This is a genomic window from Streptomyces crystallinus (assembly GCF_039521265.1).
Classification (GTDB): Bacteria; Actinomycetota; Actinomycetes; order Streptomycetales; family Streptomycetaceae; genus Streptomyces; species Streptomyces crystallinus.
Genome location: NZ_BAAACA010000004.1, coordinates 181,094 through 195,590 on the forward strand (window position 1 = coordinate 181,094; position 14,497 = coordinate 195,590).

The 14,497-nt window shown below is 71.8% G+C and carries 16 protein-coding genes; 7 read left to right on the forward strand and 9 right to left on the reverse strand.

The features are described from left to right. Nucleotides 1–138: 138 nt before the first annotated feature. A complete protein-coding gene (locus ABD236_RS02885) occupies nt 139–1,176 on the reverse strand; it encodes an NAD(P)-dependent alcohol dehydrogenase (protein ID WP_344069670.1) in 1,038 nt (345 codons plus the stop codon). 163 nt (nt 1,177–1,339) lie between these two features. Here ABD236_RS02885 and ABD236_RS02890 point away from each other — a divergent pair, with 163 nt between their 5' ends. Next, on the forward strand, nt 1,340–2,248 hold the full coding sequence (locus tag ABD236_RS02890) for a helix-turn-helix domain-containing protein (RefSeq protein WP_344069673.1): 909 nt from the start codon (nt 1,340–1,342) through the stop codon (nt 2,246–2,248). 49 nt (nt 2,249–2,297) lie between these two features. On the opposite strand, the gene ABD236_RS02895 is transcribed toward ABD236_RS02890, so the two are convergent. Beyond that, the gene (locus ABD236_RS02895) at nt 2,298–3,566 is read right to left on the reverse strand and encodes a L,D-transpeptidase (protein WP_344069676.1); all 1,269 of its coding nucleotides are present in this window, start codon (nt 3,564–3,566) and stop codon (nt 2,298–2,300) included. 122 nt (nt 3,567–3,688) lie between these two features. Further along, nucleotides 3,689–4,039, reverse strand: coding sequence for a hypothetical protein (locus tag ABD236_RS02900; protein ID WP_344069679.1), 351 nt, complete (start codon nt 4,037–4,039; stop codon nt 3,689–3,691). A gap of 109 nt (nt 4,040–4,148) precedes the next feature. Here ABD236_RS02900 and ABD236_RS02905 point away from each other — a divergent pair, with 109 nt between their 5' ends. Further along, complete coding sequence (locus ABD236_RS02905; RefSeq protein WP_344069682.1) at nt 4,149–4,424, forward strand: hypothetical protein; 276 nt, start codon at nt 4,149–4,151, stop codon at nt 4,422–4,424. A gap of 76 nt (nt 4,425–4,500) precedes the next feature. On the opposite strand, the gene hutH is transcribed toward ABD236_RS02905, so the two are convergent. The 5 genes from hutH to ABD236_RS02930 all read right to left on the reverse strand — a co-directional run bounded on the left by hutH (nt 4,501) and on the right by ABD236_RS02930 (nt 10,639). Continuing rightward, complete coding sequence (gene hutH, locus ABD236_RS02910; RefSeq protein ID WP_344069734.1) at nt 4,501–6,042, reverse strand: histidine ammonia-lyase; 1,542 nt, start codon at nt 6,040–6,042, stop codon at nt 4,501–4,503. A gap of 242 nt (nt 6,043–6,284) precedes the next feature. Then, nucleotides 6,285–7,439: a GGDEF domain-containing protein gene (locus ABD236_RS02915; protein WP_344069685.1), complete on the reverse strand. Its 1,155-nt coding sequence runs from the start codon at nt 7,437–7,439 to the stop codon at nt 6,285–6,287. An 89-nt stretch (nt 7,440–7,528) separates the two neighbouring features. Then, nucleotides 7,529–8,329 carry an enoyl-CoA hydratase/isomerase family protein gene (locus tag ABD236_RS02920; RefSeq protein WP_344069688.1) on the reverse strand — a complete coding sequence of 267 codons (801 nt, stop codon included), beginning with the start codon at nt 8,327–8,329 and terminating at the stop codon, nt 7,529–7,531. A 124-nt stretch (nt 8,330–8,453) separates the two neighbouring features. Next, on the reverse strand, nt 8,454–9,608 hold the full coding sequence (locus ABD236_RS02925) for an adenylate/guanylate cyclase domain-containing protein (RefSeq protein ID WP_344069691.1): 1,155 nt from the start codon (nt 9,606–9,608) through the stop codon (nt 8,454–8,456). Nucleotides 9,609–9,778: 170 nt separating this feature from the next. Next, a complete protein-coding gene (locus ABD236_RS02930; RefSeq protein ID WP_344069694.1) occupies nt 9,779–10,639 on the reverse strand; it encodes a biotin--[acetyl-CoA-carboxylase] ligase in 861 nt (286 codons plus the stop codon). A gap of 136 nt (nt 10,640–10,775) precedes the next feature. Here ABD236_RS02930 and ABD236_RS02935 point away from each other — a divergent pair, with 136 nt between their 5' ends. The 4 genes from ABD236_RS02935 to ABD236_RS02950 all read left to right on the forward strand — a co-directional run bounded on the left by ABD236_RS02935 (nt 10,776) and on the right by ABD236_RS02950 (nt 13,462). Then, the gene (locus ABD236_RS02935; RefSeq protein ID WP_344069697.1) at nt 10,776–12,368 is read left to right on the forward strand and encodes an acyl-CoA carboxylase subunit beta; all 1,593 of its coding nucleotides are present in this window, start codon (nt 10,776–10,778) and stop codon (nt 12,366–12,368) included. Nucleotides 12,369–12,377: 9 nt separating this feature from the next. Beyond that, nucleotides 12,378–12,584 (forward strand): acyl-CoA carboxylase epsilon subunit, encoded by a 207-nt coding sequence (locus ABD236_RS02940; RefSeq protein WP_067163418.1) that lies wholly within the window; start codon nt 12,378–12,380, stop codon nt 12,582–12,584. Between the two features lie 96 nt (nt 12,585–12,680). After that, the gene (gene mmpB / locus ABD236_RS02945; protein ID WP_344069703.1) at nt 12,681–12,809 is read left to right on the forward strand and encodes a morphogenic membrane protein MmpB; all 129 of its coding nucleotides are present in this window, start codon (nt 12,681–12,683) and stop codon (nt 12,807–12,809) included. A 38-nt stretch (nt 12,810–12,847) separates the two neighbouring features. Further along, nucleotides 12,848–13,462 carry a Maf family protein gene (locus ABD236_RS02950; RefSeq protein ID WP_344069706.1) on the forward strand — a complete coding sequence of 205 codons (615 nt, stop codon included), beginning with the start codon at nt 12,848–12,850 and terminating at the stop codon, nt 13,460–13,462. Between the two features lie 127 nt (nt 13,463–13,589). On the opposite strand, the gene ABD236_RS02955 is transcribed toward ABD236_RS02950, so the two are convergent. Beyond that, nucleotides 13,590–14,051 carry a hypothetical protein gene (locus ABD236_RS02955; RefSeq protein WP_344069709.1) on the reverse strand — a complete coding sequence of 154 codons (462 nt, stop codon included), beginning with the start codon at nt 14,049–14,051 and terminating at the stop codon, nt 13,590–13,592. 382 nt (nt 14,052–14,433) lie between these two features. On the opposite strand from ABD236_RS02955, the gene ABD236_RS02960 reads away from it, so the two are divergent. Further along, nucleotides 14,434–14,497, forward strand: a 64-nt coding sequence (locus ABD236_RS02960; RefSeq protein WP_344069737.1) for a biotin carboxylase N-terminal domain-containing protein, incomplete at its 3' end; no start/stop codon positions are given.

Genomic DNA, 14,497 nt, shown 5'->3' on the forward strand with positions numbered 1-14,497 from the left:
AACCCACCACCGGCCCGCAGACAAAGCCCGGGCCGAAGCAGGGGCGCGGGCGACCGCCCGAGGACACCGGACTACCCAGGGGCGCGGGGAACTGCGCGACCAGCCACCCACACACCCGCACACAAAGTCCGGGGCGTCTCAGATCGTCGCCGCGTCGATCACGAACCGGTACCGCACATCACTCGCCAGCACCCGCTCGTACGCCTCGTTCACCTGCTCCGCGCGGATCAGTTCGATCTCCGCGCCCAGGCCGTGCTCGGCGCAGAAGTCCAGCATCTCCTGGGTCTCCGCGATGCCGCCGATCATCGAACCGGCGAGGATCTTGTTGCCGCCGATGAGGCCGAACATGTTGAGCTCGTTGGGCTCCTCGGGGGCGCCCACGTTCACCAGCGCGCCGCCCGGCTTCAGCAGCGAGAGGTACGCGCCGAGGTCCAGCGGGGCCGAGACCGTGGAGACGATCAGGTCGAGGGAGCCCGCGAGCTCGGAGAAGGTCGCCGGGTCGCTGGTGGCGTGGAAGTGGTCGGCGCCCAGCTTCAGCCCGTCCTCCTGCTTGCGCAGCGTCTGGCTGAGCACGGTCACCTCGGCGCCGAGCGCGTGCGCGATCTTGACGCCCATGTGGCCGAGGCCGCCGAGGCCCAGGATCGCGACCTTCTTGCCGGGGCCCGCCTGCCAGCGCTTGAGCGGGGAGTACAGCGTGATGCCCGCGCACAGCAGCGGCGCGGCCACGTCCAGCGAGAGGCTGTCGGGGATGCGGACGGCGAAGCGCTCGCTGACCACGACGTGGGTGGAGTAGCCGCCGTAGGTGGGCTCGCCGTCGTGGCCGACGGCGTTGTACGTGCCCACGGCGCGGGCGCAGAACTGCTCCTGCCCGGCCGCGCACTGCGCGCACTCGCCGCAGGAGTCGACGAAGCAGCCGACGCCGACGCGGTCGCCGACGGCGTACTTGGCGACGGAGGAGCCGACCTCGGTGACCACACCGGCGATCTCATGGCCCGGGACCATCGGGAAGATGGCCTCGCCCCAGCCCTCGCGGGCCTGGTGGATGTCGGAGTGGCAGATACCGGCGTACTTGATCTCGATCAGGATGTCGTGCGGGCCGACGGCGCGGCGCTCGATGGTGGTGCGCTCCAGCGGGGCCTTGGCGGCGGGGGCGGCGTAGGCGGCGACGGTGGTCATTGCCTTGACTCCTCAGGATTCTCGGGTACGTCCACCACCGTGCCGCAGCGGCCGGACGCCACCCAGCCCCCTGTTCTGCGTACGTCCGCCGTGCGTACGCGCGCTGTGCGTACCACTGGCAGGGACAGGCTCATGGTCGTACGACAGCGGATACTGGGATGTCATGGACCAGCGTGCCGAACTCAGCGAATTCCTCCGCTCCCGCCGGGCCCGCCTCAAGCCCGTGGACGTGGGCCTGCCCGACTTCGGGCGGCACCGCCGGGTGCCGGGGCTGCGCCGGGAGGAGCTGGCGCAGCTGGCCGGGGTCTCGGTCGCGTACTACACCCGCCTCGAGCAGGGGAACGGGCAGAACGTGTCGGCCGAGGTGCTCGACGCGATCGCGCGGGCGCTGCGGCTGACCGACGCCGAGCAGCAGCATCTGACGCATCTGGCCAAGCCGACGACGGCCAAGAAGAAGAAGGCCGGGCTCTCCCGGCAGGCACAGCTGCGGCCGCAGCTGCGGCATCTGATCGACTCGATGGAGGCGGTGCCCGCGTACGTCCTGGGCCGCCGGCTCGATCTGCTGGCCTGGAACCGGATGGCCGCCGCGCTGATCGGGGACTTCGTCTCGCTCCCGGCGGAGGAGCGGAACTTCGCCCGCCATGTCTTCCTCGACCCGACTGCCCGCGAGCGGTACCTGGAGTGGGAGGACAAGGCGGCCGAGGTGGTGGGCGTGCTGCGGCTGTGCGCGGGCTGCTACCCGGACGACCCGCTGCTCACGGCGCTGGTGGGCGAGCTGTCGGTCAAGAGCGACGAGTTCCGTACGCTGTGGGCCGCCCACACCGTGCGTCAGAAGGGCCATGGGACCAAGCGGCTGCACCACCCGCTGGTGGGCGAGCTGACGCTGTCGTACGAGACGCTGAAGCTGCCCGATGAGCACGATCTGTCGCTGGTGACGTACTACGCGGAGCCGGGCTCGCCGTCGGCGGACTCGCTGCGGCTGCTGGCGAGCTGGGCGGCGGCGCCGGACCCGGAGCACTCCGGTCCGGGCGGCCGCCAGGCTCCCGTCACGCCGCCGACGCGCTCCCAGTGACCCCCGGGGCCACCGGGCGCACGCCGCCGGCGCGCGCCCGGGCGCGGGCTCAGACCGCGGAGCCCGCCTTCCAGGCCGCCCAGCCCATGTTCCAGTCGCTGAACCCGTTGTCCGGCGTGATCGTCTTGTCACCGGTGTTCTTGACGACGACCACGTCACCCACGATGGAGTGCTCGTAGAACCACGCGGCCGCGGTGTTCGGGTCGCCCGCGCCCTTCGTGTCGGACAGACCCACACAGCCGTGGCTGGTGTTGGCGGTGCCGAAGATGGACTTGGCACCCCAGTAGTTGCCGTGGATGAACGTGCCGGAGGCGGAGAGCCGCATCGCGTGCGGGACGTCCTTGATGTCGTACTCGCCCTTGCCGTCACCGTCGGTGAAACCGACCGTGGCGCCGTTCATCCGGGTCTCCTTGAACTTCTCGGAGATCACCATGGTGCCGTTGTACGTCTTGTGGTCGGGCGCGCCCGCCGAGATCGGGATCGTCTTGACGGTCTTCCCGTCCTGGGTGACCGTCATCTGGTGGGTCTTGGCGTCCACCGTGGAGACCTGGTTGCGGCCGATCTTGAAGGTGACCGTCTTCTCCTGGACGCCGGTGACGCCCGGCTTGGCCTCGACGCCGTCCAGGTCGAGCTTCATGGTCACCGTCGAGCCGGACTTCCAGTAGTCCTGCGGGCGGAAGTCCAGGCGCTGGGCGCCGAACCAGTGGCCCACGACCTCCTGGCCGCTGCTGGAGGTCACCGAGATGTGGGACTGGACGTCCTTCTTGTTGGTGACGGCCTTGTCGAAGGTCACCGACACCGGCATGCCCACGCCGACCGTGGAGCCGGACTCGGGCGTGAAGTTGCCGATGAAGCTGTTGGCGGGCGAGACGGTGGCGAAGGCGGAGTTCTCGTGCGCCTCGCGGCCCTTCGCGTCCGTCGCGGTCGCGGTGATCTTGTACTTGGCGGAGCGCTTCAGCTGCTTGTCCGGCACCCAGCTCAGCCCGTCCGCGGAAATCTTGCCCGCGACCGGCGTGCCCTCGGCCGACGTCATGACCACCGAGGTCAGCTTGCCGTCGGTGACGGAGACCTTGGTGTCGTTGTTGATGCCGACGTTGTCGGCGCCGTTCTTGGGCGTGATGGTGATCTTCGCGTCGGAGGTGTCCTTCTCGGCCGCCTTGTCGACGTCGGACTGCGACGACTTCGAGGCGTCGGCGCTGCTGCCCTTGTCCTTGCCGTCGTCGTTGCAGGCCGACAGCAGCAGTACACCGCCGAGCACCGCGGACGCGGCCACGAGACCCTTGCGCCGCTTACTCTCCGTTATCACACGCTTCTCCATCGTTGCCGGTCTCCCAAGCCATCGACTGAACAACATAGCCACTGAGGCTGTGGTTCCAATTGCGGAGGAGGTGTGGGAAACACCACCCGGGCCGGACAAACCGGCCCCGTGGCTTCAAGACGTCACGGCCGCGGGCCGTCGTGCCCCTCCTCCTCGTCGTCCTCATCTTCCTCGTCGAGGTCCCAGTCCTCGTCGTCGGGGTCGTACTCGATCTCCTCGCTGCTCCAGGAGGCCTGCGCGAGCTCGACCCCCGGCACCTCGGCGACCAGGTCGAAGGGGTCGACCAGATACGCCAGGGCCTCCGCCTCGTCTTCCCGTACGGCGGACTCGGCATGCGCGCGTTCCTGGTCCGGAAGGAGCTCGTCCGCCGCGATGCGCTCCAGGGCCGCGCCGGTCAGCGCCTCCGGGTCATCGATCTCCAGTACCAAATCCACCCGGAGGCGGACATAGCGTGGTGTCTCTTCAGTGGTCATGCGTCGGAGCGTAGGGCTCGGGGCCTCCGCGACTTTCCTGCGACCCGCTGCTTTCACTAGCATCGGCACACACCACCAATTCGCCGTATCCACAAGGGGGATCGACTAGGTGTCCGTCGCTCGCCGGCCTCTGCTCACCGCCACCGCGGCGGGCTCGCTGCTCTGCGCTCTGTGGTTCGTCCCATCGGCCAACGCCACGGACGGGAAGCCACAGTCGGCTCCGGCCCGCTCGACGTCCGCCGCCCCGGGCCCGGAGACGGAGGGCGCCCTCGCCGACACGGGCACCGTGGACACGTCCCCGTACCTCTTCGGCGGCACGGCCTTCCTGGGCCTGGGCGCCGGGTTCGTCGCCTTCTCGGTACGGCGGGCGCGCCAGCAGTACTGAGAGCAGTGGAGTCACGCGTACGTGAAGGGGCGCCCGGGAAGTTCCCGGGCGCCCCTTCCCACGTACTGACCGGGTGTCAGGCCAGCGGACCGGTGACCTGCTCGACGGCCGCGACCAGCTGACCGCTGCGTACGAACGCGTCGGCGGCGGCCAGGTCGGGGGCGAGGAAGCGGTCCGGGCCGGGGCCGCCGACACCGGCTTCCCGGGCTGCCGTGATGGCGGCCTGGGAGGCGGGCGCGGGGGTGAGGCCGTGGCGCAGCTCGATGCCGCGGGTCGCCGCGTACAGCTCGACGGCGATGATCCGGGTCAGGTTGTCGATCGCGGTCCGCAGCTTGCGGGCGGCCGACCAGCCCATCGAGACGTGGTCCTCCTGCATGGCGGAGGACGGGATCGAGTCGGCGGAGGCCGGGACGGCCAGCCGCTTCATCTCGCTGACCAGGGCGGCCTGCGTGTACTGGGCGATCATCAGACCGGAGTCGACACCGGCGTCGTCCGCGAGGAACGGCGGCAGGCCGTGCGAGCGGTTCTTGTCGAGCAGGCGGTCGGTGCGGCGCTCGGCGATGGAGCCGAGGTCGGCGGCGGCGATCGCCAGGAAGTCCAGGACGTAGGCGACCGGGGCGCCGTGGAAGTTGCCGTTGGACTCCACACGTCCGTCCGGCAGGACGACCGGGTTGTCGACGGCCGAGGCGAGCTCGCGCTCGGCGACGGTCAGCGCGTACGCGATGGTGTCGCGGCCGGCGCCGGCGACCTGCGGGGCGCAGCGCACCGAGTACGCGTCCTGGACGCGCGGGGCCTCGTCCTCCTGGAAGTGCCCGGTCAGACCGGAACCCTTCAGCACGGCCAGCATGTTGGCGGCGGAGGCGCCCTGGCCCGGGTGCGGGCGGATCGCGTGCAGCTCCGGGGCGAGCACCTTGGCGGTGCCGAGCAGCGCCTCCAGGGAGAGCGCGGCGGTGATGTCGGCGGAGGTGTAGAGCTTCTTGAGGTCGGCGAGGGCCATGACCAGCATGCCGAGCATGCCGTCGGTGCCGTTGAGGAGGGCCAGGCCCTCCTTCTCGCGCAGCTCGACGGGCTCGATACCGGCCTCGGCGAGCAGCTCGCCGGCCGGGCGGACCACACCGTCGGGGCCCTCGGCGTCGCCCTCGCCCATCAGGGTCATCGCGCAGTGCGAGAGGGGCGCGAGGTCGCCGGAGCAGCCGAGCGAGCCGTACTCGTGGACGACGGGGGTGATCCCGGCGTTCAGGATGTCCGCCATGGTCTGCGCGACGGACGGGCGTACGCCGGTGTGGCCCGAGGCGACGGTCTTCAGCCGCAGGAACATCAGCGCGCGGACGACCTCGCGCTCCACCCGGGGGCCCATGCCCGCCGCGTGCGAGCGCACGATGTTGCGCTGGAGCTGGGCGCGCAGGTCCGGGCTGATGTGCCGGGTGGCGAGGGCGCCGAATCCGGTGGAGACGCCGTACACCGGCTCCGGCTTGGCGGCCAGCGCGTCGACGATCTCGCGGGCTCTGGCGAGGGCGTCCCGGGCGTCGGCCGAGAGCTCGACCCTGGCGTTGTGCCGGGCGACCGCGACGACGTCCTCCGGGGTCGTGCCGGACGTCCCCACCACGACAGTGTGCATATCCATATTCAGCAGCGTACGGATTGAATCGCCGCGTGTCACTAGTCCCCCACCCCACCCCTTCCCGAAGGTCCTCCGGCGGACGGCCGGGCGCTTCGGCTGCGGACCGTGGGTGGCTGGTCGCGCAGTTCCCCGCGCCCCTGGGCACCTAGGGGCGCGGGGAACTGCGCGAGCAACCCAGCACGGTCCGCAGCCGACGCACCCACCCCCGGAGGGTTCAGGGAAGGGGCGGGGCGGGGGAATCAACCCCGGCCACGGAAGCGGCGTCGCTCCGCCCGCTCCGGCCCCGGCGCGTCCGCGAGCCGCACCACCGCCCCGTCCCGCCCCGCCACCACCGGCGCGTCCGAGCGCGCCGCCTTCGCCCGGTACTGGGCCGCGTCCGCCAGCCGGAACAGGCGGCGGGCCGAGCGCACCGGCCCGATGGGGTCACCGGTGGACGCGACCCCGCACGCCACCCCCTCCCCCAGCTCCAACTCACCGGCCCGCAGGCACAGTTGGGAAGCAACCCGGACCACCTCGTCCGCGGGCGGCCCCAGCGACAGCAGGCAGAACTCGTCGCCGCCGAGCCGGGCCGCCAGCGCCCCCGGCAGTATCGCGCCGCACAGCGACAGCACCGACCCGAACCGTTCGAGGAGCCGGTCCCCCACCGCGTGCCCCCGGGTGTCGTTCACCCGCTTCAGCCCGTTCAGGTCGCACACCACCAGGCTCACCACCGACCCGTCCCGCCGGTGCGCCTCGACCGCCTCGTCGAGGCGTACGTCCACCGCCCGCCGGTTGGCCAGCCCCGTCAGCGGGTCGGTGAAGGCGAGGCGGCGGACCTCCTCCAGGCGTTCCGTCTGGGCGATCCCGGCCGCCGCCACCGACGCCAGCACCGTGGCGAAGTCCGCGTCCGACGCGTCGAAGACGGGCGCGCCCACCGGCCGGGCCACATACAGCTCTCCCCACGCCCGCCCGTGCAGCACGATCGGCGCGACCACACAGCAGCCGCGCCCGCGCCGGCGCAGCGCGGTGACCCGCTCGTGGCAGTAGCCCGCCGAGTCCCCGGGCCCGGCGGCCGTCTCCACCCACGCGTTGGGCTCGCCCCCGTTCGCCCACCGCTCGTGCAGGAACTCGGTGATCTCGGGGAACTGGTGCACCGGATACGTCTCGTCCTCCGGGAACTCCTCCTCCCCGGCGGCCCGTTCGCCCGCGTTCACCAGCACCCGCAGCCGCCCCAGCTCCCGCTCCCACGTGGAGAGCGCGGCGAAGTTCCCGGCGAGCGCGTCCCGCGCGCCGAGCGCCGCGGCCCGCCAGGACTCGCGCGGGGTGTGCGCCGCCGCCATGGCCTGCGCCAGCGACACCACGGCCCGCAGCCGTGCGTCCTCGGTCCCGCCCCTGCCCTCACCCTCACCGCGCATCCCTCCAGCTTAAGGAGGTTTGCCCCGGTTTGATCAGTTGGCCGGGCCAAGCCGATCAAGAACGTCGTGTACCCGGGCGGCGCCAGAGTTCACTCCCCGGGCCACTGCGGCTTCCGCTTCTCGTTGAACGCCGCCACACCCTCCGCCCGGTCCCCCGAGAACGCCACCGACCGCCACGCCGCGTCCTCGACCTCCAGGCCCGCCCGCAGGTCGAGCCCGTGGCCCAGACGCATCGCCCGCTTGGCCGCGCGCAGCCCGACCGGCGAGTTGGCCGCGATCCGCCCGGCCAGCTCCAGCGCCTGCGTACGGTCCTCGCCCGCGTCCACCAGCACGTCGACCATGCCCAGCTCACGCGCCTCGGCCGCCTCCACCCGCCGCGCGGTGAAGACCAGTTCGGCCGCCCGGGCCGCACCCACGCGCCGGGGGAGCAGCTGCGTACCGCCGCCGCCGGGCAGGACGCCGACGGAGACCTCCGGCAGACCGACGACGGCCGTCGCGTCGGCCACGATCAGATCGCAGGCGAGCGCCAGCTCGTACCCGCCGCCGAGCGCGAAGCCGTGCACGGCGGCCACCGTCGGCATGGGCAGGTCGAGGACACCGGTGTAACAGGCGCGCGCGGTGGGGCGCTGGCGCACCAGCTCGGCGTCGGTGAAGGAGTTGCGCTCCTTGAGGTCGGCGCCCACGCAGAAGGCCCGCTCGTGCGTCGAGGTCAGCACGGTCACGCGTACGGAGGCGTCGGCCGCGAGCGCGTCGCAGGCGGCGGCGACCGAGCGGGCCATCTCGCTGGAGACGGCGTTCATCGCCTTGGGCCGGTCGAGCACCAGCTCGGCGACGTACCCGTGCCGCCGCACGCCCACGAACTCCCCGTACCGCTGCTCACCCGTACCCATGAGACCCTCCCGACGACGTTAACGAACGTTACGTCGGGAGATCCTAGGCGGAGTACCTCGTGCCCCATAGGGGCGCGGGGAACTGCGCGCTCAGCCACGCACGGCCCGCAGCAAAAACGCAGCCTCAGCCCCTGCGGTGCAGCATCCAAGGCTCCACCACGCCAAGCCCCCGCACCGGCCGCTGCCACATCGGCTGGAGGGCGAACCGGTACTTGGGCGGCTCCTCCCCCTCCTTCTCCGCCTTCGCGGCCTCCTCGGCCGCCTGCGTCTCCGAGACCGGCGCGTCGCCGGTGCGCGCCAGCTCCTCCGCGAACGCGCCGTCCACCAGGACCGAGTCCTTGGGCGCTATCGAGGTGAGCCGACTGGCCAGGTTCACGGTCGTACCGAAGACATCGCCCATCCGGGTGGTGACCGTGCCGAAGGCGATGCCCACGCGCAGCGCCGGCATCGTCTCGTCGTGGCCCATGGTCTCGATCAGCCGGAGCGATATCTCGGCCGCCGTACCGGCGTCGTCCGCCGCGAACAGGACCTCGTCGCCGAGCGTCTTGATCAGGCGCCCGCCGTGCGCGGCCACCAGGTCGGCGGAGGTCGTCTCGAAGGCCTCGACGAGCTCGCCCAGCTCCTCCTCCTCCAGGCGCCGGGTGAGCCGGGTGAAGCCGACGAGGTCGGCGAAGCCGACGGCGAGCCGCCGGTCGACCATCTCCTCGTCGTCGGCCGCCTGCACCACACGCCCGGTCGCGGCGGCCAGCTGGCGCCGCCACACATAGACGAGGAACTCCTCCAGCTCCGGCAGCAGCAGCTCGACCAGCGGGTAGGTGACCTCCGTACGGGTCATACCGGGCTCGGGCGGCTCGGTCAGGCCCTCCAGGAAGGAATCGATCTGCCATTCGGCCAGCCGGGCGGTGGTCTGCCCGGTGGAGCGGGCCACCTGGACCGCCATCGGCTCGCTGAGCAGGCCCGCCTCGACCAGACCGGCCAGCCGCCGCAGCGCCAGCACATCGGCCTCGGTGAGCGCCTTGGCCTGCCCGATGTCCGCGAAGCCCATGGCGCGCCAGAACCGCGAGGCCAGCTCCATGGAGACACCGGCGGTCCGGGCGGCCTGGAACGGCGTGTACCGCCGGTCGGCGCCCAGGATCAGCTGTTCGAGCCGGATGGCCAGCGGGTCGGCGGTCGGCTCGGCCGTGTGGTCCACGACGTGGTGTGGGGTCGGGTAGGCGGAGGGCGCCGGCTCCGAGGGGGGACCGCCACCCTCGCCGGACTGCGTGTCGTCGACGGTCACCAGCCGCCTCCTGCCCGTTCCCTGCCCATTCCCTGCCGATCTGTCGCTGGATCGGGCTCCACGATACGGCAGGTGTGCCGTAGCTCACGTCCTCGCACCCGTTGCCTTGTCGCCGGGAGGCGCTGCGGGGAGCGAGGGAGGGCGCGGAAAGGAGGCCGGTGCGCGGTCGGTCAGCCGGTGGCCGCGCGCAGGTGGACGATGTCGCCCGCCGCCACGGACTCCCGCCCGCCCCCCTCGGTGGCGAGCACCAGCCGCCCGTCCCCGTCCACCGCGACCGCCTCTCCGGTCAGCGAGCGCTCGCCCGGGAGCTCGGCGCGCACGGACCGGCCGAGCGTGGCGCAGCCCGCCGCGTAGGTCTCCTGGAGCCGGGACGCGGCCGGGTCGCCGCCCGCCTCGCGCCAGTCCACGTACCACTGCTCCAGCGAGCGCAGCACGGCCCGCAGCAGCGTCTCGCGGTCGGTGGAGACCGCGTCGGCCAGCGCCAGCGAACCGGCGGCGGGCACCGGGAGTTCGTCGGCGCGCAGGGTGACGTTCAGGCCGATGCCGACCACCACCGCGTCCTCGCCCGCCCGCTCGGCCAGGATCCCGCCCGCCTTGCGCTCCTCGCCGCCGACCGTGACCAGCAGGTCGTTGGGCCACTTCAGCGCGGTGTCGACGCCCGCGGCGCGGGACAGGCCGGTGGCCACCGCGACCCCGGTGAGCAGCGGCAGCCAGCCCCAGCGGTCCACCGGGACGCCCGCGCCGGGCCGCAGCAGTACGGAGAAGAAGAGGCCCGAGCGGGCCGGCGCCGACCAGCTGCGGTCCAGCCGGCCGCGCCCGGCGGTCTGCTCCTCGGCGACCAGCACCGCGCCCTCGGGGAGCTCCTCGGCCCGCCCGGTCAGGTCGGAGTTGGTCGAGCCGGTCTCCTGGACGACCTCCAGGGAGGTCCACAAGCTGCCCGGCCGTACGAGGGCGTGGCGCAGGGCGGAGGCGTTGAGAGGAGGCCGGTCGAGGTCGGACCAGCGGCTTTCGGATGCGTCCTGGGGCGTCATACGGCCCAGGTTAGGCGCGTGGGCGCAAGCGCACGCCGATGTGGCAAACGACGCACTGCCGAACGGTAGGCGCGCCACTACCCTACGAGTCAGTAGCCAGCCGAAAACCCGTGACCAGGCAGGGAGCCGCGTCCCGATGTCCGAGCCGGAGCAGCAAGAAGTGACTGACATCCACACGACCGCGGGCAAGCTCGCGGATCTGCGGCGCCGGATCGGGGAGGCGACGCACGCCGGCTCCGAGCGCGCTGTGGAAAAGCAGCACGCCAAGGGCAAGTTGACCGCCCGTGAGCGGGTCGACCTGCTCCTCGACGAGGGGTCGTTCGTCGAGCTCGACGAGTTCGCCCGGCACCGCTCGACCAACTTCGGGATCGAGAAGAACCGCCCGTACGGAGACGGTGTCGTCACCGGCTACGGCACGGTCGACGGGCGCCCGGTCTGCGTCTACTCCCAGGACTTCACCATCTTCGGCGGCTCGCTCGGCGAGGTCTACGGCGAGAAGATCGTCAAGGTCATGGACTTCGCGCTGAAGACCGGCTGCCCGGTCATCGGCATCAACGACGGCGGCGGCGCCCGGATCCAGGAGGGCGTGGTCGCGCTCGGCCTGTTCGCCGAGATCTTCCGCCGCAATGTGCACGCCTCGGGCGTGGTCCCGCAGATCTCGCTGATCGTCGGCCCCTGCGCGGGCGGCGCGGTCTACTCCCCCGCCATCACCGACTTCACGGTGATGGTCGACCAGACCTCGCACATGTTCATCACCGGCCCCGACGTCATCAAGACGGTCACCGGCGAGGACGTCGGCTTCGAGGAGCTGGGCGGCGCGCGCACCCACAACACCACCTCGGGCGTGGCGCACCACATGGCGGGCGACGAGAAGGACGCGATCGAGTACGTCAAGTCGCTGCTGTCGTACCTGCCTTCGAACAACCTGAGCGAGGCCCCGGCCTTCCCCGAGGAGGCCGACCTGGAGGTCTCGGACTCCGACCGGGAGCTGGACACGCTCATCCCGGACTCCGCGAACCAGCCGTACGACATGCACACCGCCATCGAGCACGTGCTCGACGACGGCGAGTTCCTGGAGACCCAGGCGCTGTTCGCGCCGAACATCATCACCGGCTTCGGGCGCGTCGAGGGCTACCCGGTCGGCATCGTCGCCAACCAGCCGATGCAGTTCGCGGGCTGTCTGGACATCAACGCCTCCGAGAAGGCCGCGCGGTTCGTGCGCACCTGCGACGCCTTCAACGTGCCGGTGATCACCTTCGTGGACGTGCCGGGCTTCCTGCCGGGCGTGGACCAGGAGTACGGCGGCATCATCCGGCGCGGCGCCAAGCTGATCTACGCGTACGCCGAGGCGACCGTCCCGCTGATCACCGTCATCACCCGCAAGGCCTTCGGCGGCGCGTACGACGTCATGGGCTCCAAGCACCTGGGCGCCGACCTGAACGTGGCCTGGCCGACCGCGCAGATCGCGGTGATGGGCGCGCAGGGCGCGGTGAACATCCTGCACCGCCGCACGATCGCGGCGGCCGAGGACCAGGAGGCGACCCGCGCGCAGCTGATCACGGAGTACGAGGACACGCTCCTCAACCCGTACATCGCGGCCGAGCGCGGCTATGTGGACGCGGTGATCATGCCGTCCGAGACCCGTGCGCACATCGTGCGCGGGCTGCGTCAGCTGCGCACGAAGCGGGAAAGCCTTCCTCCGAAGAAGCACGGCAACATCCCCCTGTAAGGAGCCGCTGTGATCAAGGTCGTACGGGGGAACCCGACCCCCGAGGAGCTGGCCGCCGCCCTGGCGGTGGTCCGGGCGCGCGCCGCGGCGACGGCTTCCGTGTCGTCCGGCGCGCCGCTGCCTCCCGAGGACTGGTCCGACCCGGCGCGCATCGCCCGCCACCCGGTGCCCCGGCCGGGACCGCGCTCCTGGGCGCGTACGTACTGGCCCGCCTAGCCGGGCTTCGAGGGCGCGCCGTATCCGCAGGGAGGCGGCGCGCCTTGAGTACCCGTACTCAGGCGCTGGGGCGCGTCCCGCCGCAGTATCGAAGGCATGCTCTGGTCCGACCCGAAGAACGAGCCGCCGAAGGAACTGCGCGACGCCCAGGCGATGATGCGGCGCGCGGGCCTGGTGCTGGCGCTGCTGATGGTGCTGGGGATGTTCGTGGTCAGCTTCCGCTGACCCGGGCCCCGGCCCGGCGGTGTGCCGCGCTGTCTACGATGACCCGTATGACAGCCGCCGCACGCCGCCTCGTCCTCGCCTCCGCCTCGCCCGCCCGGCTCGGTCTGCTGCGCCAGGCCGGCCTCGCCCCTGAGGTCATCGTCAGCGGGGTCGACGAGGACGCCCTCACCGCCCCCACCCCCGGCGAGCTCGCCCTGGTGCTGGCCGAGGCCAAGGCCGACGCGGTCGCCGCCCGCCCCGAGGCCGCCGGGGCCCTGCTCATCGGCTGCGACTCGGTCCTGGAGCTGGACGGCGAGGCGCTGGGCAAGCCCGCCGACGCCGAGGAGGCCACGGCCCGCTGGAAGTCCATGCGCGGCCGCTCCGGGGTGCTCCGCACCGGCCACTGCGTGATCGACACGGCCGACGGCCGCCGCGCCTCGGCCACCGCGTCCACCACGGTCCGCTTCGGCGAGCCCAGCGACGCGGAGATCGCCGCGTACGTGGCGAGCGGCGAACCCCTTCACGTGGCGGGCGCGTTCACCCTGGACGGCCGCTCGGCCCCGTTCGTGAACGGCATCGACGGCGACCCCGGCAACGTCATCGGCCTCTCCCTGCCGCTGCTGCGCACGCTGCTGGCGGAGCTGGGGATCGGGATCACGGACCTGTGGGCCTGAGCTGAGCTTGGGCGCCCCGGAGGGGCGCATCCAAGGGGCGCGGGGCTGTGTCATTGTGCGGCTCCGCCGCGTGGGCGCGACCAGCCACCCATGGTCCGCAGACGAAATCCCCCTACCAGCGGAGCGCTCACGCGGCAGCGGGCTCCGGCGGGGTGCCCTCACCCGACGGCGGCGCATCAACCGGCTCCGGCGGCAGGCCCGGGGGCGCGTACATGAGCAGGGCGAGCACCACCAGCGCCAGCACCACCATCATGAAGGCGAACGCGGCCCAGCCGATCAGGCCGACCGTGAGCGCGCCCAGGACGCCGTGCACCACCGCGCAGGTGATGAGCAGGATCCGCCCGAACCGGCCGGGGGCCCGGTCGCGTACGCCGGTGAAGAGCAGGATGGCGCCGCACACGGCCAGATAGAGGCCGAAGACCCCGCCCATGACGTACGTGGTGTTCGACATGGTGTCCGAGTCGATACCGCCGAGGGACATGTTCTGCCGGTGCACGACGCGCCCGAGGAACCAGTTGACCAGCACGATGCCGACGGCCTCGCCCAGAAGAACGATCGCGGCCACCACGGCCAGTGCTCTGCGCGCCACCGCGCACCACCCCCTGCTGACACCCAGCCCCTGTTACCGGTAGTACGTCTGACAACCGAACGCTACTAACGGGTAAACCCCTGGGCAAGGGTCCGGACGAGAGCGGGAGCACGATCTTCCGAGCGCAAAGAATCATTCGGCCATTCGTAGGGACTCCACAAAGAATGTGAGGGCCCCACTGGCCCTGGAGACAGAGACCTTGACCACACCAGAAGGCTAATGTGCCGGGCAGGGACCCGGCGTACCGTGGTGCGACAAGGGATTTCGCGACATGAGCGAGCCGCGCATCACACTCCGTGTGGGCAACCTCACCACGGGGGACGGGTCGTGGGCCGGTGTACGGCTTCCCTAAACTCAGCTTGTTTTCAAGGAGGGAGCCATCGTGCGCAAGGTGCTCATCGCCAACCGTGGCGAAATCGCTGTCCGCGTTGCCCGAGCGTGTCGGG

Bases quoted from the DNA above. Each gene is read 5' to 3' on its own strand.
- ABD236_RS02885 (WP_344069670.1), bottom strand. From the start codon at position 1,176: ATGACCACCGTCGCCGCCTACGCCGCCCCCGCCGCCAAGGCCCCGCTG.
- ABD236_RS02890 (WP_344069673.1), top strand. From the start codon at position 1,340: ATGGACCAGCGTGCCGAACTCAGCGAATTCCTCCGCTCCCGCCGGGCC.
- ABD236_RS02895 (WP_344069676.1), bottom strand. From the start codon at position 3,566: ATGGAGAAGCGTGTGATAACGGAGAGTAAGCGGCGCAAGGGTCTCGTG.
- ABD236_RS02900 (WP_344069679.1), bottom strand. From the start codon at position 4,039: ATGACCACTGAAGAGACACCACGCTATGTCCGCCTCCGGGTGGATTTG.
- hutH (WP_344069734.1), bottom strand. From the start codon at position 6,042: ATGCACACTGTCGTGGTGGGGACGTCCGGCACGACCCCGGAGGACGTC.
- ABD236_RS02915 (WP_344069685.1), bottom strand. From the start codon at position 7,439: ATGCGCGGTGAGGGTGAGGGCAGGGGCGGGACCGAGGACGCACGGCTG.
- ABD236_RS02920 (WP_344069688.1), bottom strand. From the start codon at position 8,329: ATGGGTACGGGTGAGCAGCGGTACGGGGAGTTCGTGGGCGTGCGGCGG.
- ABD236_RS02930 (WP_344069694.1), bottom strand. From the start codon at position 10,639: ATGACGCCCCAGGACGCATCCGAAAGCCGCTGGTCCGACCTCGACCGG.
- ABD236_RS02935 (WP_344069697.1), top strand. From the start codon at position 10,776: ATGTCCGAGCCGGAGCAGCAAGAAGTGACTGACATCCACACGACCGCG.
- mmpB (WP_344069703.1), top strand. From the start codon at position 12,681: ATGCTCTGGTCCGACCCGAAGAACGAGCCGCCGAAGGAACTGCGCGAC.
- ABD236_RS02950 (WP_344069706.1), top strand. From the start codon at position 12,848: ATGACCCGTATGACAGCCGCCGCACGCCGCCTCGTCCTCGCCTCCGCC.